The organism is Variovorax sp. HJSM1_2 (genome assembly GCF_049316285.1).
Lineage (GTDB): Bacteria > Pseudomonadota > Gammaproteobacteria > Burkholderiales > Burkholderiaceae_C > Rhodoferax_B.
The window spans coordinates 81,248-108,202 of sequence record NZ_JBMOXA010000016.1 but is presented as its reverse complement, the minus strand read 5'-3'; the positions used below and the strand labels follow the sequence as shown (position 1 = coordinate 108,202).

Below are 26,955 nucleotides of genomic sequence, written 5' to 3'. Positions count from 1 at the left end.
TGGCGCCCAGGCCTTGGGGGTGGTCGTCAGCAGCACCGTAGCCAAGCTTGGCCACACTTTGTGCCATGGCGGCGGGTGCGACGGCCAGCAGGCTGGCGACGACGCCCGAGATGAGCGCGAGTTGGGTGAGGGTTTTACGCATTTGCTTTGTCTCCGTTTCGTTTGAGGGAATTTTTTGAGGGTCAGCGCAGATCAACGCAACCACTGCAGCGGCACCAGCATCAGGTGCGGGAACACACTCATCAGCACCAGCACGGCGGTCTCGGCAAAGAGGAAGGGCATCACGCCGCGTATCACTTCGTCCATGTCCACCTTGCCCACCGAACACACCACGTTGAGCACGTTGCCCACCGGGGGCGTCAGCAGGCCGATGGCGTTGTTCATCACAAACAACACGCCGAAGTACACCGGGTCTATACCCGCGGCGCGCACCAGCGGCATGAGCACGGGGGTCAGGATCAGAATGGTCGGCGTGAAGTCGAGTGCGGTGCCAACGATGAGCACGATGATTTGCATCAAGATCATCAACAGCACGGGGCTGCCGATGAACGGGTCCAGCAGCTTGATCAACTCGTCTGGAATGTTCGCCACGGTGATGAGCCAAGCCGAGATCAGCGCCGCCGCCACCAGAAACATCACCACCGCAGAGACCCGGGCCGCGGCCAAGGTCGATTCGTAGAGCTTGGCCCAGGTCAACTCGCGGTAGGCCAAGGCGCCGACCAGTGCTGCACACACTGCAGCCACCACACCCGCCTCGGTGGGTGTGAACACGCCAAACTTCACGCCCACCACGATGATCAAGGGCAGCAGCATCGCCCAGCCGGCTTCGCGGATGGATTTCCAGCGCACGGCAGCAGCAGCTCGGGGCTGCGCCGCAGGCGCGTCCTTTCGGCAAACCCACCACCAGGTGAGGATGAGTGACAGCGCCATCATCAGCCCGGGAATGATGCCGGCGATGAACAGCTTGCTCACCGACACACCTGCGATGGAGCCGAACAGCACCAGGCCGATGGACGGCGGCACTACGGGCGCAATGATGCCGCCTGCGGCCAGCAGCCCGGCCGAACGACCCACGTTGTAGCCAGCCTCACGCATCATGGGGATGAGCAGCGCGGCCAACGCGGCCGTGTCGGCAATGGCCGAACCCGACAAGCTGGCCAGCAGCAAGGCCGTGATCACGGCCACATAACCCAGGCCACCACGCACGTGGCCAATCAGGCTCATGACGGCGGCGACGATGCGGCGCGACAAACCACCCGCGTTCATCAATTCACCGGCCAGCAGGAAAAACGGCACGGCCATCAGCGGGTAGCTGTCGGCACCGTCCACCAGGTTTTGCGCCAGCACCTGGGCATCGAAGATATCGACGTGCACCATCAGTGCCACGCCACAAACCATCAAGGCAAACGCGATGGGCATGCCCAGCGCCATGGCGCCCAGCAAGGAAGCAATAAAGATCAGTACGGTCATGGTGTGCTCATTCCGTTTCTGCGTTTTGCGCAAACTGCTCGACCGAGGCGCCGCGCATCAGCAGCACCAGGTTGCGCACGGTGATGACACCAATGCCTATGCCCGCGAACACGGCGGCGGCGTAGATCGCACCGCGCGGCACGCCGCTCACCGGCGCGAAGTTGTTCAGGTTGATCACCGTCTGGTGCCAACCGCCCCAGACCATCAACACACAGCAGCCCAGCATCAGCACACCGGAGACCGCCACACACCAACGCCGCGCCAGGGGCGACAGGCGACTGACCACCGTGCCCATGGCGATGTGGCCACCTTGCGCAAACACCAACACCGCGCCGAGAAAGGTGATCCAGACAAACAGAAAACGCGACACCTCTTCGGAAAAGGTGATGCCGCTGGAGAACACGTAGCGCAGCACCACGTTGCCAAACACCATCAGCGCCATGCAGGCCAGGCCCACCACCAGCAGGATTTCTGCGAGTTGTTTGATGCGGTTCATTGGAATTTCCTCGCCGTGCTGCCTTGCTGGGCACTGTCCGCGCATGGCGGATGCAAGGTTTGGAGGGCGCGCGCAAGACGGCCGAGATGCCACGCCAAGGTGGGCCTGAGTACTGGTTTCATATGCCTCGTTGGATTTTGTTGTTGGCGTATCGTATCTGATATCTCAGATCTTTTGCTAGCGGAAACCCTATACACTTGGCGCACAAGAAGATGGAGATCACATGAGCGAACAACTACGCGTTGAAAGACCCCAAACCCTCACCGACCTGGCCTACGACCGGTTGCGCGAGGGCATCGTGCTGGGGGAGCTCAAGCTGGGGGAACAGGTGTCAGAAGCGCTGCTGGCCCAGCGCATGGGCATCAGCAAAACGCCCATTCGAGAAGCGCTGGTGCGGCTGAAGATTGAAGGCTTGGTGGACATCCACCCACAGCGTGGCACCTTTGTGTTCAAGCTCACGCCGGAGCAGGTCGGCCAGTTGTGCCGCTACCGCGCCATGATTGAAACCGCTGCGCTGCGCGAAGCCGCCACCATGAACCGTGCCGAGTTGTTGAAGCGCATGCAGATGCATGTCGACGAGATGGTGATCACCGAAAAAGCCGGTGACGTAGACCGCCTCTCGCGCATAGACATGAATTTTCACTACGAGTTTTTGGCCTGCTGCGCCAACCCGTACCTGCGCGCGGGATACGAGCTGATTCGCTATCAGCTCACGGCCTTGCGCCACCGCTCGCCCATTCCCAACATGGTGGACAGCCACCAGGTGCTGGTGGATGCCATTGCACACGGCCACATTGACGAGGCCTGCGCGCAACTACACGAGCACGTGCTGGAAAACGAAGGGCGCTACATCGCGGCTTGCGACGTGATGTGATGTGGCGTCACTGGGGTGAGGCGATGGCAATGCCGTCCGGGCGCGCCACAGGCAAACGCGCGGTCTCGGTCAATGTTGCCAGATCGATCACCGCCACAAAGCCATCGGGCGTGCAGGAGATGAAGGCACGGTTGCCACTGGCATCCATATAGATGCCCGCGCCACGCCCCGTGCTCATGGTCTTGATGGGTTTGCGGCTGGCAGCATCCAGCACCATCAATGCGCCGGTTTTGACGCTGACCACCATCACACGCTGCCCATCGGGCGTGAACTTGAGGCGGTGTGCGCCTTGCAGGCCACTGTCGATGTTCGCCATCGCCTGGCCGGAAGTGATGTCGACCACCACCAACGTGCCGTCCGGCCTGGCGGTCCACAGTTCACGCTCATCGGGCGACACATCAAAACCTTCAGCGCCCGCGCCCACTGGCACCACGGTCTGCACCCAGTCCAGGCGCGGTTTGGCCTCGGCCGGCATCACCCCCGTGGGCGGCATGGCGGGCGGCACCAGGCGCTGCTCAAACAGGCTCACCGTGCCCGAGCCCGCATTGGTAGCCTGGATGCGTTTGCCGTCGGTATTGACATGCAACAGATGGGTCGTGTCCTGTCCTGTGCCCATGGTCCAATCCACTTTGCCGGTGGCCGGGTCGTAGCGCCCCAGCGCTTTCGAGCCCTGCGCGGTAAACCACAGTTGCCCCTGCACAAAAGACAAGCCATGTGGGCCCATCAACGGGGCGGTGTCAATGGAAGGCTTGGCCTGGCCGGCCACCAGGTCAATCACGTCGATGCGGTGCAACGCGCCGTAGCCGGGGTTGGAGACATAGGCCGTGCGGCCATCGGGCGACACCTCGATCTCATGGGGATCGGGGCCTACCGGTACACGCGCAGCCAGCGCAAAACTGTTCGCATCGCGTATCTCCAACACGTGGTCGGTCTTGGACAGCACCAGCAATGGCTTGGCCGGCATCTGCGTGGCGGCGATAGACAAAGTGCCTATGGCCACCGCCGAAAACACGGCAGAAAGTTTGAGAAAGCGGGTGATCTTTGGCCCAGTGTGTTGGCGCTTGAGGACGTTGGTGTTCATTCAGATGTTGCGTTGTTCGTCTGAAGGACTCAGCGTCGCGCAATTGGTTCTGTAAAGATCACCCACCCGCTTCAAAACCATTACTGCGCGCGGTAACGCTCCAGCCAATGTGCATAGGGCGCTGGCAACACCCAAGATGGCTTTTCGACTTGCAGTTGTTTGGCGGCCTGGTACGGGAAGTGCGGGTTGGCCAGATGTGCGCGGCCAATCATCACCAGGTCCATTTGGCCATCGGCCACCACACGGGCCGCCACGTCGGGTGCGTCAATGCCCCAGGACGACGCCACGGGCAAACCGGCTTCGCGCTTCACACGCTCGGCGATCGGTGCCAGGAAAGGGCTGCCCCAGGGAATACTGGTGTCGGGCACCGTAAAGCCCACACTCACGTTGAGCATGTCCAGGCCACCCGCGCGAAACTTGCGCACCAGGTCGATCGACTCGGCCATGGTTTGTTCATCACGTCCGTCGTATTCGATGACCCCAAAGCGCGCCGTCAGCGGCAGGTTTTCTGGCCAGACTTCGCGCACGGCGGCCAGCGTTTCCAGCAAGAAGCGGCTGCGGCCTTCAGCCGAGCCGCCATAGCCATCGGTGCGCTGGTTGGAATGTGCCGAGAAAAAGCTTTGCGCCAGGTAGCCATGGGCGAAGTGCAGCTCCAGCCACTCAAAGCCGGCCTCGCGCGCGCGGCGTGCTGCGGCCACAAAGTCGGCGGTCACGCGGTGGATGTCTTCTTGCGTCATGGCCTTGGGTAACTTGGGCAGGTTGCTGCCGTAAGCCACGGCCGAAGGGGCCAGCGTTTCCCAGCCACGTGCATCACCTTCGGCGATGTGGTCGTCACCTTCCCAGGGCCGGTTGGCGCTGGCCTTGCGGCCGGCGTGCGCAATCTGAATGCCGGGCACCGAGCCCGCTTCTTTGATGCGCGCAGCAATACGCGCCATGCCTTCCATCTGAGCGTCGTTCCACAAGCCGGTGCAGCCCGGGGTGATACGCCCCTCGGGCGACACCGCCGTGGCTTCCACGATCACCAGGCCTGCGCCACCACGCGCCAGGCTGGCGTAGTGCGCCCAATGCCAGGCGTTGGTCATGCCGTCTTCGGCACTGTATTGGCACATCGGCGGCACGGCGATGCGGTTCGACAAGGTGAGGTCTTTCAGTTGAAACGGGGTGAAGAGTGCAGACATTTTTTGCTCAGATTTTTCTCAAAACGAAATAGGCGCAGGCGCTCAAATGAGCGCCTGCGGGTGAAATAGGTGGGGGTGAACCGGGCAGGCTCAAACGCGCGCTTGTTGCGCGGCTGCGGCCAGCCCGTCAATCCATTCCTGGTGGGCGTTCAGCATAGGGTTGGGCTTGGTCTTGGCCAGGTCACGCGCCGGTTGGCCATTCTGTGTTTCTTGCGTGAGGATGCGCACACGGCCGCCGGGCAAATCCTCGAATAGCCAGGCGTGGTGCACATCCAGCCGCGTGGCGGCGTCGCCCTCCACCCAGCCATGCCAGGCCACACGTGCGGCTTGGCCAGCAGTCGGCGGCACATGTTCCGTCACCTCGCCTTCAACCAGAAAGCCAAAGGTGGTGAAACGGAATCGCGCACCTTGGCGCAGCTCGGGGCCGGTGCCATCATGGAAGCGGATGTCAGAGGCGTTGCTGTAATAGCCGGGCCAAGCGGCGGTGTTGTTGAGCTGAGCCCACACCTCGGCGGTGCTCAGGCCGGCCACGGTGATCTCGTTGGAGACATAGTTGTCAGTTGTGCCCGGCAAATAGCCTTGGGGCCAGTGGATATCGCTCATGGAGGAGAAGTTCAGATCAGTTCAAAGACATTGGTGTGACTGAATGATGGGTGCTAGGATGAAATAACTCCAATCGCATTCCATTATTCAAATCATCATGCCAACTGATATCAGGAGCCTGGATCTCAACCTGCTCAAGGCTTTGGACGCCTTGCTGGACGAGCGCAACGTCACGCGTGCGGCACAGCGCCTGGCGCTGACCCAGCCCGCCGTCAGCGGCATGTTGACCCGGCTGCGCGAGAGTTTTGACGACCCGCTTTTTGTGCGCGCCCAACGCGGCATCGTGCCAACAGCACGCGCGCTGCAACTCGCCGGGCCAGTCAAACAACTGCTGAGCGACGTCGATGGCCTGCTCCAGCCACAGGCCTTTGACCCCGCCAGTACCCGCATGACCATGACCATTGCATCGACCGACTACGGTTTGCGTGCCGTGGTCGTGCCCTTCCTGGCAGCAGTGCGCACCCAAGCACCCGGCATTCGGGTGGCCGTGCTGCCCGTGGACCACCAGCGGCTGCAAGCGCAACTGGAGCGCGGCGACGTCGACATGGCACTGCTCTCGCCCGAGTACACACCGCCGGAATTACACGCGCGCCGCCTGTTTGACGAGAGCTACGTATGTGTACTGCGTTCGGGCCACCCAGACGCGGTGGGTGAACGCATCTCCCTGGACCGTTTTTGCGCGTTGGATCACGCCTTGGTGTCGTATTCGGGCGGTTCTTTCCAGGGTGTGACCGATGAAGCGCTCGCCAGCATTGGCCGCGAGCGGCGCGTCACGGTGTCGGTCACGAGCTTTCTGGTGCTGCCCGAGATACTGCGTGTCAGCGACCTGATTGCGGTGGTGCCCAGACGCCTGGCCGAAAACGTGGACGGCCTGGTGATGCTGGAGCCGCCCATAGACGTGCCCGGCTTCAGCAAAACCGTGACCTGGCATGAACGTAGCCACCGCGATCCTGGGCACCGCTGGATACGCGAGCTATTGTTCCAGACCTGTGGTCCCCGCGTTTTCGCAGGGGCCGGCGTTGCGGCGCTTGGCGCCACCAGGTCCGCAATGCGTTAAACACCGGATCTGGGCCTGGCTGCAAAAAACACGGCCTTTTTTCAGCGGGCACGTCAACCATTGCGGGAGAGCCGTCTTTCTTTGCCAGCCTTTTCTAGCGATGAACTCAGCCCTGGAGGCGCTTGGAAAACCCAAACCCAAGCACCCACACAATGCGAACTCCAGCATGGATAGATGCCATGCTGCCCCTTCGCCGTGACTTTTCTCAGGGCCATGGTTGCTTCCCGGGGGAGAAAAACGTGAATCAAATCTCAACCGGGCCGCCATTGCAAAGCGGCTCTGGCAATCGCTCGGTGGGCTTTCCTTGAGTGTTTCACGTCTCTATGATTCAGATGCAACGCGACACTCTCCCTTTCTAACAAGCGAGGTCTTCCATGAAAAAAATACTCCCCGTGTTAGGCATCTTGTTGCTGGCCTCAACTGCGCAGGCAGCGGACGTGAACGTCGCCGTACAAATCGGTCAGCCGGGCTTCTATGGACGTATAGACCTGGGCAACACCGCGCCGCCACCCGTGGTGCTGGCGGAGCCGATTTGGGTGCAGCGCGGCACTGTGCGCCCGCAGTCGGTCTACATGCGCATCCCGCCGGGTCACCAAAAACATTGGGACAAGCATTGCCGCAAGTACAACGCCTGCGGTGTACCAGTCTATTTTGTCCAAGAGGATTGGTACCAGCAGCGTTACAGCCAGCACGACGATGGACACAAAGGTGAAAAGAACAAAGGCCACGGAAAAGGACATGGCAAGGACAAGTAAGCTCAGCAAGGCCTCCAAGCCGCTTGCTTTGGACACCTGAACCCAAGCGTCACATTGCGCGCCATCGACGCTTCACAAATTCAATCCATAATTCAAGTATTATTGAATTATGGAAGAATCAACCGTCATCAAAGCGCTTGCCGCGCTCGCCCAGCCCGTTAGGCTGCAGGTGTTTCGGGCCCTGGTGGTCACCGGTGAAGCCGGATTAACGCCCGGCGCCATGGCCGAAGGCCTGGGCATTCCGGCCAATACCTTGTCGTTCCACCTGAAGGAGTTGGTGCACGCGGGTTTGGTCACCCAGGAGCGGGCCAGTCGCAACCTCATTTACCGCGCGGCCTTTGAGCAGATGACCGGGGTGCTGGCTTACCTCACAGAGAACTGCTGCCAGGGCGAAACGTGCGCAGTCACTCCTGCGATGGCGGCGTTCGAGTGCAAAAGCTCCCCGAAGAATAAAGCTCGGACTTGCCCATGACGGCAGCATCCCGCATCAGCCGCCAAAACGTGCGCCCCGCCGCTACCGTCATCGGCTTCTTCGAGCGTTACCTCAGCATCTGGGTGGCGCTGTGCATTGTGGTCGGCATTGGCCTGGGGCAGCTCTTCCCCGGCCTTACGCGGTCTATCTCGGCCATGGAAATCGCCCAGGTGAATCTCCCGGTGGGGGTGCTCATCTGGGTGATGATGATTCCTATGCTGCTCAAGATTGACTTCGCAGCGCTAGGCCAGGTCAAGGGCCATGTGCGCGGCATAGGGGTCACGCTGTTCATCAACTGGGCGGTCAAGCCGTTCAGCATGGCGTTGCTGGGCTGGATTTTTATCCGGCACGTGTTCTCACCGTTGCTGCCAGCCGACCAACTGGACAGCTACATCGCCGGCCTGATTCTGCTGGCTGCTGCACCCTGCACGGCGATGGTGTTTGTCTGGAGCCAGCTGTGCAAGGGCGACGCTTACTTCACCTTGTCGCAGGTGGCGTTGAACGACGCCATCATGGTCGTGGCCTTTGCGCCAATTGTGGGTTTGCTGCTGGGTTTGTCGTCCATCACCGTGCCTTGGGATACCTTGCTTATCTCGGTCGGCCTGTACATCGTGCTGCCCGTGGTCGTGTCGCAGCTCATCCGCAAGGCCTTGCTGGCCGGCGGCGAGGCGCGCTTCCAGGCCGCCATAAGCAAGCTGGGCCCGTATTCGATTGCTGCGCTGTTGCTGACCTTGGTGTTGCTCTTCGCCTTCCAGGGCCAAGCCATTCTGGCGCAGCCGTTGGTGATTTTCCTGTTGGCGCTGCCCATACTCATACAAGTGGTGCTGAACTCGGGCCTGGCCTACTGGCTCAACCGCAAGATGGGTGTGCAGCACTGCGTGGCGGGCCCGTCCGCGCTCATAGGTGCTAGCAATTTCTTTGAACTGGCCGTGGCCACCGCCATCAGCCTGTTCGGCTTTCAGTCGGGCGCGGCCTTGGCCACCGTCGTCGGTGTGTTGATTGAAGTGCCGGTGATGCTGGCGGTCGTGGCCGTCGTCAACCGCACCCAGTCCTGGTACGAAGCCGGGGCACGGCCCGCCGCCCGCTGAATCTTTTTGTAAGACCTACCCCATGGACAACATCACGATTTACCACAACCCCGCGTGCGGGACTTCACGCAACACACTGGCCCTGATCCGCAACAGCGGCGTGGAACCTGAGGTCATCGAATACCTCAAGACGCCACCGTCCAGGGAACGCCTGCTGGAGTTGCTGACATTGATGGGCATTGGCCCGCGTGAACTGTTGAGGCAGAAAGGCACGCCTTACGACGAACTCGGGCTGCAGGATGCCAAATGGAGTGATGCAGCCCTGGTGGACCTCATGCTGCAACACCCCATCCTCATCAACCGCCCCATCGTTGTCACCCCTTTGGGAACCCGGTTGTGTCGGCCATCGGAAGCAGTGCTCGAACTGCTGCCTTCGCCGCAGCAGGGCCCGTTCACCAAGGAAGATGGAAAGGTGGCCATTGATGCCAAGGGAAAACGGGTCTGACGTGCACCGGCCCTCCAACAATCTGGATGCGGCCTCGTTCCGCGTCCCGTCGCCCGGCGCGCTGACGCCTCGCGAAGCGTCTACCCATGCACCCCGCATCCTGATGCTGTATGGCTCGCTACGGGAACGCTCGTACAGCAAGTTGCTGACTCTGGAGGCGGCGCGCCTGCTGGAGGCAATGGGCGCCGAGGTGCGTATCTACGACCCGCACGGTCTGCCGCAGCCCGACACCGCGCCCGACAATCACCCCAAGGTGCAGGAACTGCGTGAGCTGGCGACCTGGTCCGAGGGCATGGTCTGGACCTCGCCCGAACGCCATGGTGCGATGACCGGCATCATGAAAAGCCAGATTGACTGGATTCCGTTGTCCGTTGGGGCGGTACGCCCCACACAAGGCAAGACGTTGTCGGTGATGGAGGTCAGCGGCGGCTCGCAGTCTTTCAATGCGGTGAACCAGATGCGCGTTCTCGGCCGCTGGATGCGTATGTTGACCATTCCGAACCAGAGCTCGGTGGCCAAGGCCTTTGCCGAGTTCGAGGAAGACGGCCGGATGAAACCATCGTCCTACTACGACCGGGTGGTCGACGTGATGGAAGAGTTGCTGAAGTTCACCTTGCTCACGCGCGATCTTGCACCTTACCTGGTGGACCGCTACAGCGAACGCAAGGAGTCGGCGGCAGAATTGTCGAAACGGGTGAACCAGCGGTCGATATGAGGCAGAATCTGGCCAGAACCAGTGACGCCGGATACGGATCCAGCCAGCGGAAAAGCTGAAGCTCACGCTCTTTCACCGAACGCAGTCCGCAACTTGCTGAAAAGCCGTTGAACCAATCTGCTCGACCATACAAGCACGCGAATGAGGCCCTTCTGGGGCGACATCCTTAGAGGTGTTTTTCGAATACGCCTGCCAAGGTTCACCGATAACCAGAAGTTATCCAGCTTCCAAACACGTTATCTCGCAAACGGCCGCTCCGTCCATATACTGCCGCCAGGCAAGTGTGGCCTGTGGTGCCAGGCTCTTCAAACTCAGGCTCGCGCGGGGGCTCACTCCTCCACAACGCTCAAAAACCAAGGTCTATCGCAGGTGTTGGCGTTTGCTTCTTTGCATCCACGGCGCTGTGGTTCAGTGCCGATCGCCCAACGGCAGGCGCCGGTTAAGAGGAAATTCATGATTGCCCACGCTATTGGAAGAGCTCAAAGTAGTGTTTCCTCTGCAGCCTTGAATCTGCGGGAGGCTGGATGTTCAGCCATGCTTGGAAAGTGTCAGTGCGGGGATAGACTGGATGATTGAAGCGCGGCGCGCCTCCAAACACTACGGCGATATCGCGGTAATCGACAACATCTCATTGCGCATTCCCGCCGGTGGCTTGACCACCATCATTGGACACAACGGTGCCGGCAAGTCGTCGTTGCTGGGCATGGTGAGCCGGTTGGCGCCGGCATCATCGGGAACGGTGACCGTGGATGGCGTCGACGTCAGCCGTACACCCAGTGATGTACTGGCGCGCCGCCTCGCCATACTGAAGCAGGACAATCAAACCGTGACGCGCCTGACGGTGCGCGAGTTGGTTGCGTTCGGCCGCTACCCCTATTCCAAGGGCCAACTCACCAAGGCCGATCGCACGCATATCGATGCGGCCATGGCGAATCTGGAACTTGAGCCCTTAGCCGACCGCTTGATGGACGAGCTGTCCGGAGGACAGCGCCAACGCGCCTATATCGCCATGGTGCTCTGCCAGGACACGGAATACGTGCTGCTGGACGAACCGATCAACAGCCTGGATATACATCACTCAGTGGCCGTGATGAAACTGCTGAAAGGCATGGCCAAGAACCTGGGTAAAACAATAGTCCTGGTGCTGCACGACATCAACTTCGCCTCATGTTATTCCGACCACATCGTGGCAATGCACAAAGGACGTGTGGCGGCGCAGGGAACGCCACTGGACATCATTCGCACCGACTTGCTGCAAGAGTTATATGGGCAGGACGTCACTGTGCATGAAATCAACGGGCAGCGTATAGGCGTCTACTATCGCTGAGCAGCGTGACGGCTTGGCTGACTCTGTTTTTTGGCTACATTCCTTGGACCTGATGTTGGCAGCAGATCTTTTGTTGTCGAGGCAGAATCGTCAAAGAAGTCCTGGCCATTTCTATTGCTGCATCGCCGCGAAGACAAGGTACTCTGAATGTCCCAAATTGATTCATATCTGCAGGTCAATCTCAAGGCGCGGCACCTTCGCCTTCTGGTCGCACTGGACGATTTTGGCAACCTGAAACAGGTCGCTGATATCTCCCATGTGACCGTGCCAGCGGTCTCCAAGGCACTGGCCGAACTCGAGAGAGGACTGGGGCTGGAGCTGTTCACCCGTTCCCTCCAGGGCGTACGCCCTACAGCCTACGGCGCCTGCCTGATACGCCATGCGCGCGCGATGATGGTCAATATCCATAACGCGCGCGACGACTTGCGCGCCTTGAGTTCCGGCGTAGAGGGAAAAATTCAAGTGGGCATCTCGCCTTCGTGGACTTCGGTGCTGATGCCCACATCCCTCACCATGCTCAGGCAGCGCTCCCCCGGCACAAACGTTCTCGTCTCGGAAGCCTCCACCACCAACCTGCTGCCCGATCTGTGGCAGGGCAAACTGGACATGGTGATTGGTCGGCTGGCATCGCGCGATGCCGTCAACGGCTTGAACGAAATGGAGTTGCTGGAAGAACCCGTTGCACTGCTGACAGGCCGCCAGCACCCGCTTGCCAAAAAGAAGAAACTGAAATGGTCGGATCTGCAGCCCTACCCATGGGTGTTGCCTCCTTCAGGCTCGCTGTTGCGTGCTCCGTTTGACCGCATCCTGGAGCAGCACGGGCTTGGTCTTCCGCATACCTATGTCGAAACCCTGTCCCACCACCTGGCAACCTCCTACATGCAAATGAACCATGCCATCGGTGTCATGCCCCTCGCCGCGGCCCAGAGGGACGAAACTCAGTCCTTGCATGTGCTGCCGCTGGCGCTTCCCAAGCTGCTCATACGCCCGGTGGGGGTCATGTGGAACAAGAGCCGCGGCCTGACCCCGGCCGCGCAGCTGATGGTCGACTGCCTGCAGAAGGCGGCCGAACAAATCCAACAAGCCAGTTAAGACAGGGTCGGCGGGAACAGGTCTTCGACCTTCATTCGTGTGCTGATGATGCCTTGTTCATGGGAGTACCGGCACAACGCTTCTATGTCTCTGCGATTGGCCTCGGTGCCGTAGGGCCAGTAGTCCTTGCCCATGATGTCTTCGGTCTCCCTCAGGTGCGCATCAAGCCAAGGCAGCATGGTGGTGTCCACATTGGACTGATGCAACTGGCCCAACGCATGGCGTCTCCCGGCCTCCAGGGCCTTCAGCAAGGCGGATGGCAGATCGGGTGCGCTGGCAATCACGTCCTTGCGGATTCCCACCACATGCATCAGCGGAAACAGGCGCGTCTTTTGGTAGTAGGCCTTCTCGGCCGACACCGTATCGGCAAACAGGCGCCGGATGCGTTGATCGCCGTTGACAAAAGAGCGCGGTGCTCGGGGTGCAATGATGGCGTCTAGCCGGCCCTGCGTCATCAGCTCCCAAAGAGTCTCCCCTGGCTGCAGCCTGGTGAACTGAAAACTCTCAGGCAGTTGCAGGGGAATCTTTTCATCGCGCCCCGGCTCCTCTACCCCGCCTATGACCCAATGGATTTCATTCGAAAGAACCCCATACTCGTCGGACAGCAGGCCACGCGCCCAGACGTTGGCCGTCAGTTGATACTCTGGCACGCCGATCTTGCGACCGCGCAGATCTGCCGGCGTTTGAATGCCGGCATCGGCTCGGACATAGATAGATCCATGGCGGAATTTGCGCGACACAAAGGCCGGAATAGCCTGATAAAGGTTTTCTCCACGCGAACACTGCAGCAGGTAGGAACTCATAGACATCTCGGCAATGTCGAACTCTCCGCCCAGCATGCCGCGCAAAAATATCTCCTCTGTTGGAAGATGCTTCCAGGCCAGTTCGTAGCCGGGCACGGCAGCCACCGACGCGGCGAGCGGCCATGTCCGGTCATAGACACCACAAGCCACGGTCAGTGTTTTAGGTGTCTGGGTCACGGTGTTTTGTTTCATTCTGCCCCCCGCTTATTTGTCCGAGTAACCAGGAATGATCAGCGCATCGATGATGTAGCGGCCACCTGCCGCCACCGCAGCCGCGCCCTTTTCAAGTGCACGCTGCAATTCCTCTGCACTGCCCACCGTTTCACCAGCTTCAAAGCCCTGGCAAAGGGCGAGTCCCACAATGTCGGGCGCCGGGTCGTTGAGCTTCTGGCCTATGCCCTTGTTTTCGACCGGTCGGCCCCGTTGCCTGGCCATTCGTTCCTGGTGCACCTCGTCGTTGTAGTAAGAGCGGTTGTTGGCCACCACCATCATCATCGGAATCTTCATATGGGAAGCGGTCCACAATGCGTTCACCCCCATGAGGTAGTCGCCATCACCGATCACGCCAATGGTCAGGCGGCTACTGCCCTGCAAAGCCAGCGCCGCCCCAACGGTATGCCCCGTACCCGTGCCAACCGCGCCGCCGCCGTCCTTGCCAAGAAAGTCGAGCGGTGTGGTGAAACGACTGGCGATACGCGGCCAGCCAAAGGGAAGACGCGCAAAGGTGACGTCCTTGCCGCGCGAGAAGGCCGACAGCGTAAAGGCCAGCTGCTCCGAGTTGAACGGCAACCCGGCATCCGGGCCGGCCGGGGCCGTGTCCGCCCAGTGCCCCGTAGCTTTACGGGTGACGGGGGTCCAGTCTTTCTGGGCGCGTATTTCGGCAAGCAATTGGCGGACGAGGCTGTCGGGGTCGGCCAGCACACGGATGTCGGCCGCCGGGAAAGCCTGGTGGTCCATGCTCCAGCCGTTGGCGGCAAAACCGTCTACCGAGCAATGCACGATGTGGGTTGGCGCCGGTGTTTGGGTTTGCATCTCCCCAAACCGTGCGCTCAAGAATCCGGCCAGATCATGCCAGTCAAACGACACGATGAGGTCAGCCTGGCGCAGCAGCGCGCTCTCTGCCGCATCCGGGCGTTCACCCACGGGTGGCAGGTGGTGCAGCGGGTGTTCGGTCGGAAAGCAGGCGGCATTGTGCAAGGTCGTCATGACGGTTGCACCTAGCGCTTCGGCCAGGGCCACCCGGTTCTGCCAGGCCGCACTTTCGCGTGAGCCACGGCCAAACAGCAGCACCGGAGATTTGGCTTCGCGCAGGGCATTCACCACCTTCTTGAGGGTGTCGGCGGGCGCGGCAGGCGCTTCAGGAATATTGAAGCGCCGGATATCTGGAACCTTGACCGTGCGGTCTAGCGCCGTCTCCTGCATTTCGACCTCCAGGCACACATACACAGGACCAGCCGGGGCGGTTCGTGTGATCTGGTCGGCACGCAACACAGCTTCAATCGCCGCTTCAGGCGAAGTGGGCTGGTCGTCCCATTTGATGAAGTTGCGGATCAACGCGCCCTGGTCTTTCGAGGTATGAATCCAGTCGATCCAGGGCCGGCGCTTGCGCGCATCAACCGGCCCGGTGGCCCCTATGATGAGCATGGGCCGCCGGTCGCACCAGGCGTTGAAGATGGTCATCGAAGCATGCATCACGCCCACGTTGGCGTGTAATGCCACGGCCATCGGCTCCTGCGCAACCCGCGAGAAACCGTCAGCAATGGAGACGGCATGTTCCTCATGCAGACACACCACCATCGACGGATCGTGGTTGCCCAGGTGGTTGACCAGGCTGTCGTGCAGACCGCGGAAGCTGGAGCCCGGCACCAGGGCGATAAAACGGTAGCCCAGCGCCCGAATGGTTTCTGCGATGACATCGCTGCCCCACACGACGGGAGTGTTGCCCGCTGGGGTGGATTTTTCGGTCATGACGTATAAGCTCTTCTAAGTAATGCAGTGAGAAATGGATAGCGCGGCACGAGGTGCAGTCGCGCCTATACAAGTACCGGCTTTTCTACAACCGCTACTAGCAAGGACTAAGGGCGGCGAATGCCTTACTGGTCAACCTTGAGATCAATGGCCTTGACCATCGTGCCCCACTTGACGACTTCGTCCTTCACATAGTCCGTAGACTCTTCAACCGTTCGGCGGTGTTGCTGAAAGCCCATGGAGGTCAACTTCGCCTTCACCGACGGGTCGGCCATGATCTCCAAGATGCTTGCGTTGTACTTCTGGATGATGTCCGCCGGTGTTTTGGCGGGCACAAACAGCCCGACCCATGACTCCGCCTGGAAGGGATAGCCGCTCTCGGTATAGGTCGGCACACTTGGCATGCTGGGCACACGCGCTGCACTGCCTACCGCCAAACCGGTCAATTTGCCGTCATTCACCTGGGCCGCGACACCGAAGGACGACGCCACCAGGTCGACCTGATTTCCCACGGCGGCCTGAACCGACAAGTTGCCGCCACGGAAAGGGACATGCAAAGCCTTGACCTTGGCGATGTTCTTCAGGAAGTACTCTGCGGCAATATGCGAGCCAGACCCCACGCCCGCGGTTGCAAAAGAAACCTCCTTGTCTTTGAAGGCCTCAAGAAAGGCCTTGAGCGACTTCGGCCGCGACGGATTGGTGGCAATGGATTCCGCCGAGGAAACGGGCACGGCCACCGGCGTCAGGTCGTTCAGGTTGTAGCCTGGCTTGACATACAGCGTGCTGTTGATGGCAATTGCCGTCGTGGTCACCAACACGCGATAACCGTCGGCAGCCCTGCTGGCCACGTTGGCGGTGGCAATGTTGCCACCCGCCCCGGCATTGTTCTCCACAATCACGGTAGCGTTCCACTTGCGCCCCAGTTCATCCGCGATGACGCGTGCGAAGCTATCCGCGAAGCCGCCCGGCGCAAAGCCCACCACCAGACTGATGGTGCGGTCTCCAGGAAACGGTTTGGTCTGCGCCATCGCAGGACTAACCAACATCGCACCGACCAACGCGAGCACGGGTGTTACACGCGTCACCGACCACAAACATGCTTTTTCCATTTTTGTCTCCTCTTTTTAGTTTTCGAGCTTCAGCCCGCCGTAGCGCTGCGCCGCTAGCGCGCCGGCCGCTTCAAATTCACATGGATATGTTTTTGCTGCGTGTAGCTGATCAGCTCTTCGAGGCATTCCTCGCGGCCCAGGCCCGATTGCTTGTAGCCACCAAACGGTGTGCCCAGAAAGTGACGCGAAACCTCGTTGATCCAGACAAACCCGGCCTGCACTTCTGCCGCCAGGCGATGTGCGTGCCGCACGTCATTGGTCCAGATCGAGCAGGTCAGGCCAAATTCAACACCGTTGACGGCGGTCAGCATCTCCTCCTCGTCGGCCCAGCGAAATATGCCGAGCACAGGGCCAAACACTTCTTCGCGGGCGAGACGCATGGACGGTTTCACCTCGGTGAAGATCGTGGGCTCGACGAAGAAGCCACCCGCCAGCTTGGGATCTTCCGAGCGCTTGCCACCGTGCAACAGCCGCGCGCCTTCTTGCTTGGTTTGCTCAATAAAACTAAGGGCCTTCTCGAACTGCACCTGGCTGATCATGGCGCCCATGGTGGTTGAAGGGTTCGTAGGATCGCCGGGCTGGAATTGGGACATGCGTTTCTTGACGCGTTCGACCACAGCATCGTGTATGGCCGCATGCAGAAAGACCCGGCTCGTCGACCCACATGACTGCCCACACCAAGTGAAGTTCATACCGGCAATCACGCCGTCTGCAACTTCATCGGGATCCGCATCGGGCAAGGCGATCAAGGCGTTTTTGCCGCCAAGTTCAAGCAGCACCGGTTTGATCGTGTCCGCAGCCGCGCGCATCACCGCGCGGCCCGCCGGCACACTGCCGATCAGCGACACCATGGCCACACCGGGATGGGAGGCCAAGGCCGCACCCGCTTCACGTCCGCCGGACAGGACGTTGAACACGCCCGCGGGGAGCACGCCTTCGATCAGCTCCGCGAAGCGCAACGCGCTCAAGGGGGCCTGATCTGGCGTTTTAACCACCACCGTGTTGCCAGCCGCCATGGGCGCCGCCGACTTGGCGGCACAGAACATGAACGGATGGTTGAACGGAATGATGCGGCCCACCACACCTCTGGGCTCACGCACGGAGAAATTGACGGAGTCCGGCCCTAGTGGTACCGACTCGCCTTTCATCTCCGTGACCAGACCGGAAAAAAAATCGTACTGCGCCGCAGCATTGGCTACGTCACGCAAACCCTCCTCAATCGGAATGCCGCCATCAACAGCATCCACCATGGCCAGTTCGTGTGCATTCTCACGAATGATCTGGGCAATCTTGCGCAGCAGCCTGGCCCGTTCGGCCGGCGCAACTCTGCGCCATGTGCGGTAAGCCGTGTCTGCGGCCGCCACAGCGGCATCCACGTCACTCGACAAGGCTTCGGAGACATCGCCCAGGCTTTTTCCGGTGCTCGGGTTGACCACCGACATGCGTGCGCCGGATGCAGAGGGTTGCCACTGGCCACCATAGTAGAGGTTGCGCTGTTTGGGCAGAGATTCTTCAGGTGCTTTGTTCACGGGAGCCGGGTCCTTCTCGTTGCAGGGGAATGGGTGGTGGTCGCCATCAGAGTCATCAGATGATGGTGCAGACGTCGTCGAATTCGAAGCGGGCCGCCCGGGGGCGAACACTCGCTGGATCACCGTAGCCGATGTTCATGATGAAGTTGGAAACCACCTTGCCACCGGGGAAGAACTCGTGATCCAGAACATCGTGCAGGATGCCCGACATGGGCCCGCAATCCAGCCCCAGGGCGCGTGCCGCCATGATCATGTAGGCCCCTTGCAAGGTTGCATTGCGGAAAGCGGCCCGTTGTGCCAGTTCAGGATCTGCGATGTAGTTGGCCCGCCGGTCCTTGGCCACGTGTGGTGCGAGCAATTCAAGATGCTCGTAGAACTCGGTGTCATATCCCATGACGGCAGTCACAGGGGCCTGCATGGTCTTCTCGGCATTGGCCGGCTTCAAGCCGGGCAACAGCTTCTTCTTTCCCTCTGGCGACTTCACAAACACAACCCGCATGGGGTTGCAGTTGCCGCTGGTCGGTGCCATTTTCAGGGTGTCATAAAGCTGCCTGATCAAGGCATCGGAGACGGGGGTGGGCAACCAGCCGTTGTAGGTTCTGGCGGTTCGAAACAACTGGTCGAGCGCGGCATCGTCGACAGCTTTTTTGACAGTACTCATGATTTCATTTCTAAAGTGACGAGCTGATGGCCAGGTCGCATGGAGAGCGCCTGATCAGTGATCCCTTGCTTGTCTCCGGGACCACGGCTTTGGTGCGTTTTCTTTGAAACGCCTTCCGACAACAAGTTTGCATAGAACACGATCTCGCGTCGATTGAATTTGTTTTCCGGGTACTTGAGCAAATGGTTAAGGCGAGGCTGAATAAGTTCCTCGGATGGCCGCGCTCTGGTGTGGCAGGGACTGCTAGGCCTGAATCGTCAATACAGCCACAGCCATAGCCCGTGCTATGGCGAGGATTTGCAACGCCGCAGGCTGCCCACGCCAGGGATGCGGGCGCCGAGGGGAACTTGTTCAGCGTTGCCTGAAGTACGCATAGGCCCCCGCTGCGCGTCAGCAGCTTGGTCAAAGCCTTGCAGACGTCTGCGCAAGGTCAAATCGCCGGGCCATCACACGGCCCGCGGGCGTCAGCTCGGAAGCGCCGATGGAAACGCGCAGGCTGCGCTACTCGCAGGCGCCAATGCACTCCAGACGTAAGGAATACCTGGGCTGGAAAGATGTGAAATGGGCCTTGCGCCCTTGGATGCGTCTTCCTTCACGCAGCAGCCCAGCTTGCCAAGTTGGCCTCTGGATTGTCAGAGTGACTTGTCAGAAAACTGCGAAGACTGGCCTGCCACTAAGCGATAGCCGACTCCGTGACCGCGATGAGCAAATTCGATTTGTCCCGGAAGTGCCCATAAATCGCACCGCGCCTGGGGCCGCCTTCCCTTGCGATCATTTCCAGGAAATTACCCGATACGGTGTTGACTAAAAGCCATCTCTCAGCGGCATTCAAAATGAGTTGCCGCGTGAACAAGGCATCCGCTTTACTTCTGCGCAACATTTGCAGTTTCGAACGATGAAAGTGGACGCCCCCGGACAAAAGGCTTCGCCCCCTCACGGAACCTTGCAAAACAAGCCCTCGTCAAAAATCGCCACCGCGCGGGTCCATCCTGCGGAAGCTGCACGCACCTTGTGCGGAAAGCAAGAGATGTAGAAACCGTGTGAGGGTAGCGACTCCAGGTTATGCAGCTTCTCGAGATGCGAGTAGCCGATGTCCCGTCCAGCTTTGTGCCCTTCCCAAATCAGGCTCTTGTCTCCCGTGGCCGCAATTTTTTGTGCGGTGTAGCTGAAGGGCGCGTCCCAGCTCCAAGCATCGGTCCCCGTGAGACGTACGCCGCGCTCCAGCAGGTACATGGTCGCCTCGTAGCCCATGCCGCAACCCGCATGGATGTAGTCGTTATGGCCGTAGCGTAAGCCGGCCCGCGTGTTGACGACCACGATGTTCAGCGGCTGCAACTCGACACCTATCCGATCCAGCTCGGCTTCGACCTCGGCGGCACTTACCACGTGGCCATCGGGCAGGTGGCGAAAGTCCAACTTCACCCCCGGCTGAAAGCACCATTCCAAGGGCACCTGGTCGATGGTGATGGAGGGCCGCGGCTCCCCGCTCTTGGCGTCCATCGTGGAATGGAAGTGGTACGGCGCGTCCAGATGGGTTCCGCTGTGTGTCGTCAGGGTCACCCACTCTGCCGCTGCGGCTTCGCCGTCCGGATAGTCCTCGGCTTGGGTGCCTGGCAAAAGATGCATGAACTCGGGCAAGGTTTCCTGGTGCGTCTGGTATGTGATCTTTGGTGCCAGGGGCGGTGGGTCGGACAAAACATCGTTTTCCAGAAAAATGGAGAGATCAACAAATCGGCGAGACATAGGGAGAGTCCTTTGAATGGTGCAGGGCGAAGAAAGGATGAACGGAGCGCAAATCAGGGCGTGGGCGACTGGACCACTTCCTGGTCGATGACGCCAAACGGGGCCTGGCCAAAGGCGTCACGCGCTTCCATGCGCACGCGATCGCCAAACTGCATGTACGCAGTACGTGCTTGGCCCTGATCGATCATCTCGATCACACGCCGCTCCGAGATACAGGCGGAACCTACCTCCCGGCTTTTGTTGGACACCGTCCCGGAGCCGATCACCGTGCCGGCACCCAGACGCCGGGTGGCCGCAGCATGGGCGATGAGTTGACGGAAATCGAAATTCATCTCGCGACCATTGGGATGACCAAACCACTCGCCATTCCAATGGATGTGCAGGTCGAGTTCGACACGTCCTTCATGCCAGGCGTCACCTAACTCATCAGGCGTTACGGCCACGGGCGCAAAAGCCGTCGACGGTTTCGCCTGGAGAAAACCAAAGCCGGTCTTCATTTCTCGTGGGCCGAAGCTGCGCAGGCTCCAATCATTGATCTGCACCAGCAGTCGCACGTGCCAAGCCGCTTGTTCCGGCGAAGTCCCCAGAGGAACAGGACCGGTGATCACCCCGAATTCACCTTCAAAATCGATGCCGTGGTTCACGCTGGGCAGGGGCACTACCTCATGAGGCCCCAGGAAATCGTCACCGCTGCCCTGGTACATCACCGGGACGGTTTCAAAGTCGGGGATGGGCTCGGTATTAAACGCTCGCTCCATCAGATGGCCATGGTTCAAAAATGCGGATCCGTCGCACCACTGATAAGCGCGCGGCAGCGGTGCAGCGGCGGCTTGCACATCAAATGCAAAAGCCGCATTCAGCCGCCCTGCATTCAGGTTTTCATACCAAGCTTGCAGTTCGGGTAGCACGTTATCCCACGTTTCCATGGCCGCTTGCATGGTTGTCACGGGCGCTTGCACCGCGTGCTGCAGATCCCGAGAGACGATCACCAAACGTCCGTCAGGATGCCCATTCTTCACGGTAGCTAGTTTCATCTCACGATTCCTTTGGTTTCTAGGTTTTTTGATAGCCGATCTGCCGCCCCAGTGCAGGCGCAAACGTGCCGTCAATCAGCACAAACAGCATTCGACAGGGCTGATTCGAACGGTTCGCCCAGGCATGGTTGGTGCCGCGTTGAATGACCACACTGCCAGGCTTCAGCCGCACTTCCGAGTCGTCCAAGATCAACGTCAACTCACCGGAAATCACCACGCCGTAGTCCACCGACTCGGTGCGGTGCATCAATGGATGAGGCGAATTCGCCTGCACCGTGCTGGCCTGCTCGTCACCAATCTGCGAGAACGCCGCTTTCATGCGCGCGGCACCATGGGCCAAGAGTTCTGGCGTGTCCGGCGGAATATCGACAAAGCGCACACGTGTGCCGCCTGGCGGCGGCGGAAGCCTCAAGGGCCCCAGCGTCGGGTCTGCTCCGTTATCCACGTTAACAGGGCTTTCCGTCGTGCTCCAGACTTCGTGAAACACGGTGCCAGGAATGGCCTCGATCTGCACCACCGTAGGAAGCGGTCCATCGCTGGTGACGATGGCGCGCCCGTCTTCTGCGTGGCCCGTGACCACTCGGTGAATGGCGGGCAGACTCATGGGGTCACGGCCTTCTGCGCTGAGTTGGCAGACACCTTTGAAGCGGCTGGCCTCGGCAATCGGGCAAAACACGCCACGGCCACCACGGCGACGACTACCGCCGCAAGGCTAAGGCTGCCGTAACCTAGATGTTTGATCAAGGTCCCACCCAAGATCGGACCAATGGCAGCGCCGACCATCAACATCGCCGGCGTGGCCGCCAGGGCCCGCCCGCTGGGGTCCAGTTGGGCGATCAAGCCGAAGGCAAATGTGTGGGTAAAGATCATCACCGCAGCAAACACGGACGCCGCAGCCGCATAGGGTGCGAAGTCCTGCACATTGACGATCACCAAGACCAACAGGGCCTGCACGATCGGCCCTGCTCGCAACACCCCGTGGGCTGGCCAGCGCTTCTCCAACAGGGCGGCCAATGCGGCCGGAAACAGATTGACCACACCCAGCGCCACCAGCACCATGGTGATGGCCTGAACGCTGAAGCCACGTTCTGTTCCCACGCGTTCGAGAAAGCTGAAGGTCATGGCCTGCACCAAGGCCATGCCACTGATTCCCACAATGCCAAACCAAACCGAGCGAGGCATGCGCGACATGGACTGCGAGAGACCGGACGGCTGATTTTGCACGGGGTCCGCTGCCGGGAAGGCAAAGATGGCCACGATCGCAGCGAAACCCATCAACGCGCCGAACACCTGAAACATAAGCGGTCCACCATGGGCGGCGATCAGCGGCGGCGTGGCGCCCATGAACGCAATGCCGAAAAAGCCCAAGGCAATCCCCACCACCGCGAACAGCCGATGCGGGTGGACGCTGCACGCGATGGTGCCGTGGGTCACGCTCAATCCGGCACCGGCAGCCAAGCCCGCGAAGGCATGCAGCGCTGCCATGGTCCCGAACTCGGTGACCTGCGACAGGCCGGCAAACGCCGCTGCGGCCAAACCGAACCCGGCAGCCGCGACCACACGGCCCGACAAATGTTGAAACTGGGGCGCCAAGGCCAAGCTGGCCAATACGGCGCCGACCAGAAACAACGTAGCCAAGAGACCAGCCTGCTGTGGATCCAACCCATACTTGGATATCAGGGTACCCACCCAAACTGGTAGGGCCACCAGATCGACCATGCCAGCGCAATGCGCCACCATGAGGGCGAAACGCCCTCTACGGCTCTCCGTGCGAATCATGGCGAATCCTCTAGATGGGCTGGGCCAAGGCCATCAAGGAGTCGCGCATGATCTGCCCATGCTCGTCCTTGCTGCCGCCCTCGATCTCGATCTGGCCCAGGCGAAAGGAGTTTTCCACCACCATGCGGCAGCGATCCCAACGCCGTGCTTCGAAGGCATTCAACGCGCCCCCCACGCTAGGCGCACGCGACAACTCATCCGCCAGCACCAAAGCATCCTCGATGCCGATGCAGGCACCAGAGGCCAGATGCGGCGTGGTCGCGTGGACGGTGTCGCCGATCAGGACGACACGGCCTTGGTGCCAGGGGCGCGGCAGCAGCAAGCCTTCCAAGGGACGGAAAACAATCGACGCTTGGTCGTCGATGTGCTCGCGTACGTTTCGTAGCAGCGGCGCGCTAAAGCCCTCCAGCAGCGCACGCAGTTGGGGGACGAAAGTTTCGGGCGCAACATGCTGATTGTCTGGCCGGTTTTCCGTCAGGAAGAGATACATCTGGGATGCCGAGATCGGATTCAATCCCGGCTTCACGCGCCCCATCCACATCATGGTGGAGGTGACCTCTGGAGGCCGCGGCAACACTGCACGCCAGACCGCTTGACCGCTGTAACGCGGCTTGGGCGCCTGGGGGAACAGGGTTTCCCGTACCTTCGAGTAAAGGCCATCAGCGCCGATGACGAGGTCGTAGCGCTGGCGCTGGCCATCCGTAAAGTCCACCTCCACCGTCTCCCCTTCCTGTCGCATGGCGCTGAACGTGCAGCCCAGGCGTACGTTGGTTCCGGATGCGCGTGTTGCATCGGCCAGGATGCGCGCCAGGACAGGGCGCAGAATGCCGCCGTTGCCCGGCACGTCTGGCCCGGCGAGCCGCGGTGTGGGCAAGGTGCCCAGCGGCGCACCATCAGGTAGAAACAGCTGCACACCGTCGGACGCGGCACCTTGTTCTAAGAAGGCATCCAGCACGCCTAGCTGGCGAAACGCGCGCAGCGTCGCACCGCCCAGGCTGATGCCGGCGCCATACGAGCGCCAGCCGGCGTCGATTTCCACCAGGTCGACGGTATGGCCGGCCTTGCGTAGTTCGATGGCGGCGGCCATGCCCGAAAAGCCGCCTCCGATGATGAGGATGCGTTGAGTGGATGTCATGGGCTTGTCTCCCGGTTGTTCTGAAATGATTTAAAGCGCGTCACCCGCGAAGCGAATGCCTCCGGACGCGTCGATGTGCAGCGGCACGGAGGTGAGTGCATCGCCTTCGCACGGGCCCAGCAGGCATTGGCCGGTTCGGATGTCGAAGCGCGCCCCATGTGCATGGCACACGATGTGGCGGGCATCGCCGCTGAGGTAGCCATCCTTGCGCCAGGCCATGGCAGCTCCCTCCATGTGCGGACAGGCGTCCAGCCAGGCGTGGACCTCTTGTCCCTGCCTGACCAGAAACAGCGTGTCGCGGCCTGTCCCGTCCGGGTCGAAGCCTTTTGCACCGCCATCAGGCAAAGACGCCAGTTGGCAAAGCCACCGGCCCTCGGTTATGAGGGAGCTCATGCGGCAACAGCCTTGGGCGGTGGGCCGCCGGGCGCCCATTTCTCGCGATGCTGAAACAGGAAAAGCTGCGATGCGTCCGCCCCCATGGGTGCTTCACGGGCCACCCAGGCGTCATCGTGGCGGTCCATGTCGGCGTCATACTCCACATGGCAACCCAAGGGGCTGTTGAAGTACCAGAACCAGTTGGAGCCGAAACGGTGCCGGCCGGGGCCCCAGAAACTTTGATAGCCCTTGGCCACAAAACGCGAGCCCGCCTGCATTAGTTCGGTGGGGCCGCCCATGTGAAAGGTGAAATGCTCGCAGCCCTTCATGTGCGGCGGCGTCTGGATGAAGAACAAGGTGTGGTGATCCTGAGTTCCTGCCGGCCGCAAGAAGGGGCCGACCCCGATGAAGCGGTCGGTGCAAGTAAAGCCCAGGCGCTGCACATAGAAGGCCTCCGCCTTGGCTGCATCCGGCACGAAATACACCACGTGCGAGAGTGCACGCGGCTTGGCCGGGGCCTGCTCGTTGACTGCGGGCACATTGGCCGGGCGACCCGTCGCGTCGGGCGCGTTGATCGCCTCTGCCGGCAGGGCAAGAGGCTTGCGCTGAGACACCTGGAAGCCGATCACAAAGCCCATGTCGTCCACCGATTCGATGGAGCCATCGGGCAAACGCCGTACCGCCCTATCGGTCATCAAGTTCGCGGCGATGGCCTCCAGCGTTGCCTTGTCCGCGACCGCATGAATGGTCTTGCGCAGCATGCTGGCCGTCCCAGTGCTGGCCGGCAGCGTGGGATCGTCCTGGCGCGCCAAGATGATGGCCGTGCCGTCCAAGGCTTCAAACCGCCCCCCTTCGGGGCCGACGTTGATGGGCGTCAAGCCGTAGTCGCTCAAATACTGAGTGCACGCCGCGATGTCGTCCACCCCAAAGACCAGCGCTTCGAGTCCGGTAATGTTCATAGATTCCTCTGTTAAGTGGTGATGGGCTCAGACGGCGGCCGTGCGGCTACCCAGCGTCTCGGCCACCCAGTCGGCGATGTAGTGGCCCGCGTTGATGCTGTTATCGAAACTGGCGTGTTGCACGCCGCCTTCGCGGTCCGTGAAGATCTTCAATTCGCGCTTGGGACTGTTCACGAGCTGCTCGTAGGTACGGTGCGCCCACTTCAGCGGGATCTGCGAGTCGCGCTCGCCGTGCGTGACCAGGAACGGCACACGAATCTTTTCCACCACTCCGTCCAGATGCACGTCTTCGGCGATGCGCATGAAGTCGTCAATGTCTTTGGCACCCCAGACCCAGCACACGTGGGCCCAGTAGTGCGGCACCGGGAAGTCGCCCTCTTTCTCCAAGCGGCGCTTTTGCACGTCGCGCCAGTCGTGGTTGGCGCCCCAGGCCACGCCGCATGCAAAACGCGGCTCCATGGCTACCACGCGCGGGCAGTAGTAGCCCCCGAGCGATACACCTTCGCAGCCGATGCGTTTGGGATCAACATCGCTTCGGGCCTCCAGCCAGTCCACCACACGGCTGGCCCAATGTTCTGCGTCATAGCGTGCGGTCAGTTGCTGCAGGCGCAGCGCTTCACCGGTGCCGGGCTGATCCACCATTAGAGACGCCACTCCGCGCTTGGCCAGCCAGTTCGGCAAGCCGACCAAGGCCTTCATTTCCTTGGTGGAATCCAAGCCGTTGAGCTGCACCAACAAAGGTGAACGCTCTCCGGGCTTCACGCCTTGAGCTGGGACATACAGCCCGGACAGATGACGCCCTTCGTAGGGGATCTCGACCCGCTGTATGGGCTCGCCCATGAGGCGTGAACCCTTTTGGAACAACGCCAGCTCGCGTTGGTAAAGTTCCAGTCGCCCAGGGGCGTCGTGGGCCTGCAGGCGCTCGGCGGTAATCAGGTAGGCGGCCGCGCGTCGGTATTTTTCGCCGGCCGAGAGGAGTCGGCCACGAGTCTCGTCCTCTTGCGCCAAGGTGCAGAGCTTGTCGGCCATCTTGACCCAGGTTTCGCGGAAGGCCTGCGTGCCCGCAGCATCGGGGGCCTTGGCGGCTTCCGTCAGCGGGGCACACATCTCTTCGATTTCGCCCATCCGCGCGCCCATTTCGATGGCGAGATTGACCGAGAGATTCCAGACGTAGTTGGTGGGAAAGTACTTGAACATATTGAGGTCC

The 26,955-nt window shown here is 60.8% G+C and carries 27 protein-coding genes; 9 read left to right on the top strand and 18 right to left on the bottom strand.

Annotated elements, in window-relative coordinates; all coding sequences use genetic code 11:
• Window positions 1-192: 192 nt before the first annotated feature.
• Together ACFQ95_RS17560 and ACFQ95_RS17555 are read right to left on the bottom strand one after the other, a co-directional pair.
• Entirely contained in the window at window positions 193-1,470 is a 1,278-nt protein-coding gene (locus ACFQ95_RS17560; RefSeq protein ID WP_422833006.1) for a TRAP transporter large permease subunit, read from the bottom strand.
• Between the two features lie 7 nt (window positions 1,471-1,477).
• Window positions 1,478-1,966 (bottom strand): TRAP transporter small permease, encoded by a 489-nt coding sequence (locus ACFQ95_RS17555; protein ID WP_422833004.1) that lies wholly within the window; start codon window positions 1,964-1,966, stop codon window positions 1,478-1,480.
• 223 nt (window positions 1,967-2,189) lie between these two features.
• On the opposite strand from ACFQ95_RS17555, the gene ACFQ95_RS17550 reads away from it, so the two are divergent.
• Entirely contained in the window at window positions 2,190-2,840 is a 651-nt protein-coding gene (locus ACFQ95_RS17550; protein WP_422833002.1) for a GntR family transcriptional regulator, read from the top strand.
• Window positions 2,841-2,847: 7 nt separating this feature from the next.
• Here the strand turns inward: ACFQ95_RS17550 and ACFQ95_RS17545 are convergent, their stop codons facing one another.
• From ACFQ95_RS17545 to ACFQ95_RS17535, 3 genes are all read right to left on the bottom strand, one after another.
• A complete protein-coding gene (locus tag ACFQ95_RS17545) occupies window positions 2,848-3,921 on the bottom strand; it encodes a YncE family protein (RefSeq protein WP_422833001.1) in 1,074 nt (357 codons plus the stop codon).
• Between the two features lie 80 nt (window positions 3,922-4,001).
• A complete protein-coding gene (locus tag ACFQ95_RS17540; protein WP_422833000.1) occupies window positions 4,002-5,099 on the bottom strand; it encodes an NADH:flavin oxidoreductase/NADH oxidase in 1,098 nt (365 codons plus the stop codon).
• A gap of 90 nt (window positions 5,100-5,189) precedes the next feature.
• Entirely contained in the window at window positions 5,190-5,702 is a 513-nt protein-coding gene (locus ACFQ95_RS17535; protein ID WP_422832998.1) for an SRPBCC domain-containing protein, read from the bottom strand.
• 97 nt (window positions 5,703-5,799) lie between these two features.
• On the opposite strand from ACFQ95_RS17535, the gene ACFQ95_RS17530 reads away from it, so the two are divergent.
• The 8 genes from ACFQ95_RS17530 (at window position 5,800) to ACFQ95_RS17495 (ending at window position 12,653) form a co-directional block, all read left to right on the top strand.
• Complete coding sequence (locus ACFQ95_RS17530; RefSeq protein WP_422832997.1) at window positions 5,800-6,759, top strand: LysR family transcriptional regulator; 960 nt, start codon at window positions 5,800-5,802, stop codon at window positions 6,757-6,759.
• A 374-nt stretch (window positions 6,760-7,133) separates the two neighbouring features.
• A complete protein-coding gene (locus ACFQ95_RS17525; RefSeq protein WP_422832996.1) occupies window positions 7,134-7,514 on the top strand; it encodes a hypothetical protein in 381 nt (126 codons plus the stop codon).
• Between the two features lie 109 nt (window positions 7,515-7,623).
• Window positions 7,624-7,986 carry an ArsR/SmtB family transcription factor gene (locus tag ACFQ95_RS17520; RefSeq protein WP_422832995.1) on the top strand — a complete coding sequence of 121 codons (363 nt, stop codon included), beginning with the start codon at window positions 7,624-7,626 and terminating at the stop codon, window positions 7,984-7,986.
• The gene (arsB, locus tag ACFQ95_RS17515) at window positions 7,983-9,074 is read left to right on the top strand and encodes an ACR3 family arsenite efflux transporter (protein ID WP_422832994.1); all 1,092 of its coding nucleotides are present in this window, start codon (window positions 7,983-7,985) and stop codon (window positions 9,072-9,074) included. The genes ACFQ95_RS17520 and arsB overlap by 4 nt, the downstream gene beginning before the upstream one ends.
• A 22-nt stretch (window positions 9,075-9,096) precedes the next feature.
• Window positions 9,097-9,519 (top strand): arsenate reductase (glutaredoxin), encoded by a 423-nt coding sequence (gene arsC / locus ACFQ95_RS17510; protein WP_422832993.1) that lies wholly within the window; start codon window positions 9,097-9,099, stop codon window positions 9,517-9,519.
• A gap of 22 nt (window positions 9,520-9,541) precedes the next feature.
• Window positions 9,542-10,234 (top strand): arsenical resistance protein ArsH, encoded by a 693-nt coding sequence (arsH, locus tag ACFQ95_RS17505; protein ID WP_422833015.1) that lies wholly within the window; start codon window positions 9,542-9,544, stop codon window positions 10,232-10,234.
• Window positions 10,235-10,802: 568 nt separating this feature from the next.
• Complete coding sequence (locus ACFQ95_RS17500) at window positions 10,803-11,561, top strand: ABC transporter ATP-binding protein (protein ID WP_422832991.1); 759 nt, start codon at window positions 10,803-10,805, stop codon at window positions 11,559-11,561.
• A 147-nt stretch (window positions 11,562-11,708) separates the two neighbouring features.
• Window positions 11,709-12,653 (top strand): LysR substrate-binding domain-containing protein, encoded by a 945-nt coding sequence (locus tag ACFQ95_RS17495; RefSeq protein ID WP_422832990.1) that lies wholly within the window; start codon window positions 11,709-11,711, stop codon window positions 12,651-12,653.
• Here ACFQ95_RS17495 and ACFQ95_RS17490 read toward each other — a convergent pair.
• From ACFQ95_RS17490 to ACFQ95_RS17430, 13 genes are all read right to left on the bottom strand, one after another.
• Window positions 12,650-13,648, bottom strand: a complete 999-nt coding sequence (locus tag ACFQ95_RS17490) for a PhnD/SsuA/transferrin family substrate-binding protein (protein ID WP_422832988.1) — start codon at window positions 13,646-13,648, stop codon at window positions 12,650-12,652. The genes ACFQ95_RS17495 and ACFQ95_RS17490 overlap by 4 nt on opposite strands.
• A gap of 12 nt (window positions 13,649-13,660) precedes the next feature.
• Window positions 13,661-15,424, bottom strand: coding sequence for a thiamine pyrophosphate-binding protein (locus ACFQ95_RS17485; RefSeq protein ID WP_422832987.1), 1,764 nt, complete (start codon window positions 15,422-15,424; stop codon window positions 13,661-13,663).
• Window positions 15,425-15,549: 125 nt separating this feature from the next.
• Complete coding sequence (locus ACFQ95_RS17480; RefSeq protein WP_422832985.1) at window positions 15,550-16,533, bottom strand: Bug family tripartite tricarboxylate transporter substrate binding protein; 984 nt, start codon at window positions 16,531-16,533, stop codon at window positions 15,550-15,552.
• Between the two features lie 53 nt (window positions 16,534-16,586).
• Window positions 16,587-18,062: an aldehyde dehydrogenase family protein gene (locus ACFQ95_RS17475; protein WP_422832984.1), complete on the bottom strand. Its 1,476-nt coding sequence runs from the start codon at window positions 18,060-18,062 to the stop codon at window positions 16,587-16,589.
• 55 nt (window positions 18,063-18,117) lie between these two features.
• On the bottom strand, window positions 18,118-18,723 hold the full coding sequence (locus ACFQ95_RS17470; RefSeq protein WP_422832982.1) for a malonic semialdehyde reductase: 606 nt from the start codon (window positions 18,721-18,723) through the stop codon (window positions 18,118-18,120).
• A 933-nt stretch (window positions 18,724-19,656) separates the two neighbouring features.
• Window positions 19,657-20,466 carry a cyclase family protein gene (locus ACFQ95_RS17465; protein WP_422832980.1) on the bottom strand — a complete coding sequence of 270 codons (810 nt, stop codon included), beginning with the start codon at window positions 20,464-20,466 and terminating at the stop codon, window positions 19,657-19,659.
• A gap of 53 nt (window positions 20,467-20,519) precedes the next feature.
• Window positions 20,520-21,500 (bottom strand): fumarylacetoacetate hydrolase family protein, encoded by a 981-nt coding sequence (locus ACFQ95_RS17460; protein ID WP_422832978.1) that lies wholly within the window; start codon window positions 21,498-21,500, stop codon window positions 20,520-20,522.
• A 19-nt stretch (window positions 21,501-21,519) separates the two neighbouring features.
• A complete protein-coding gene (locus tag ACFQ95_RS17455) occupies window positions 21,520-22,104 on the bottom strand; it encodes a cupin domain-containing protein (RefSeq protein ID WP_422832976.1) in 585 nt (194 codons plus the stop codon).
• Window positions 22,101-23,240: an MFS transporter gene (locus ACFQ95_RS17450; protein WP_422833013.1), complete on the bottom strand. Its 1,140-nt coding sequence runs from the start codon at window positions 23,238-23,240 to the stop codon at window positions 22,101-22,103. Before ACFQ95_RS17450 ends, ACFQ95_RS17455 begins: the two co-directional genes overlap by 4 nt.
• Before the next feature lie 49 nt (window positions 23,241-23,289).
• Window positions 23,290-24,414: an FAD-dependent oxidoreductase gene (locus ACFQ95_RS17445; protein WP_422832974.1), complete on the bottom strand. Its 1,125-nt coding sequence runs from the start codon at window positions 24,412-24,414 to the stop codon at window positions 23,290-23,292.
• A 30-nt stretch (window positions 24,415-24,444) separates the two neighbouring features.
• Entirely contained in the window at window positions 24,445-24,807 is a 363-nt protein-coding gene (locus ACFQ95_RS17440) for a Rieske (2Fe-2S) protein (protein ID WP_422832972.1), read from the bottom strand.
• Entirely contained in the window at window positions 24,804-25,748 is a 945-nt protein-coding gene (locus ACFQ95_RS17435) for a VOC family protein (RefSeq protein ID WP_422832971.1), read from the bottom strand. Before ACFQ95_RS17435 ends, ACFQ95_RS17440 begins: the two co-directional genes overlap by 4 nt.
• A 27-nt stretch (window positions 25,749-25,775) precedes the next feature.
• Complete coding sequence (locus ACFQ95_RS17430) at window positions 25,776-26,945, bottom strand: alpha/beta hydrolase family protein (protein ID WP_422832970.1); 1,170 nt, start codon at window positions 26,943-26,945, stop codon at window positions 25,776-25,778.
• Window positions 26,946-26,955: the final 10 nt, after the last annotated feature.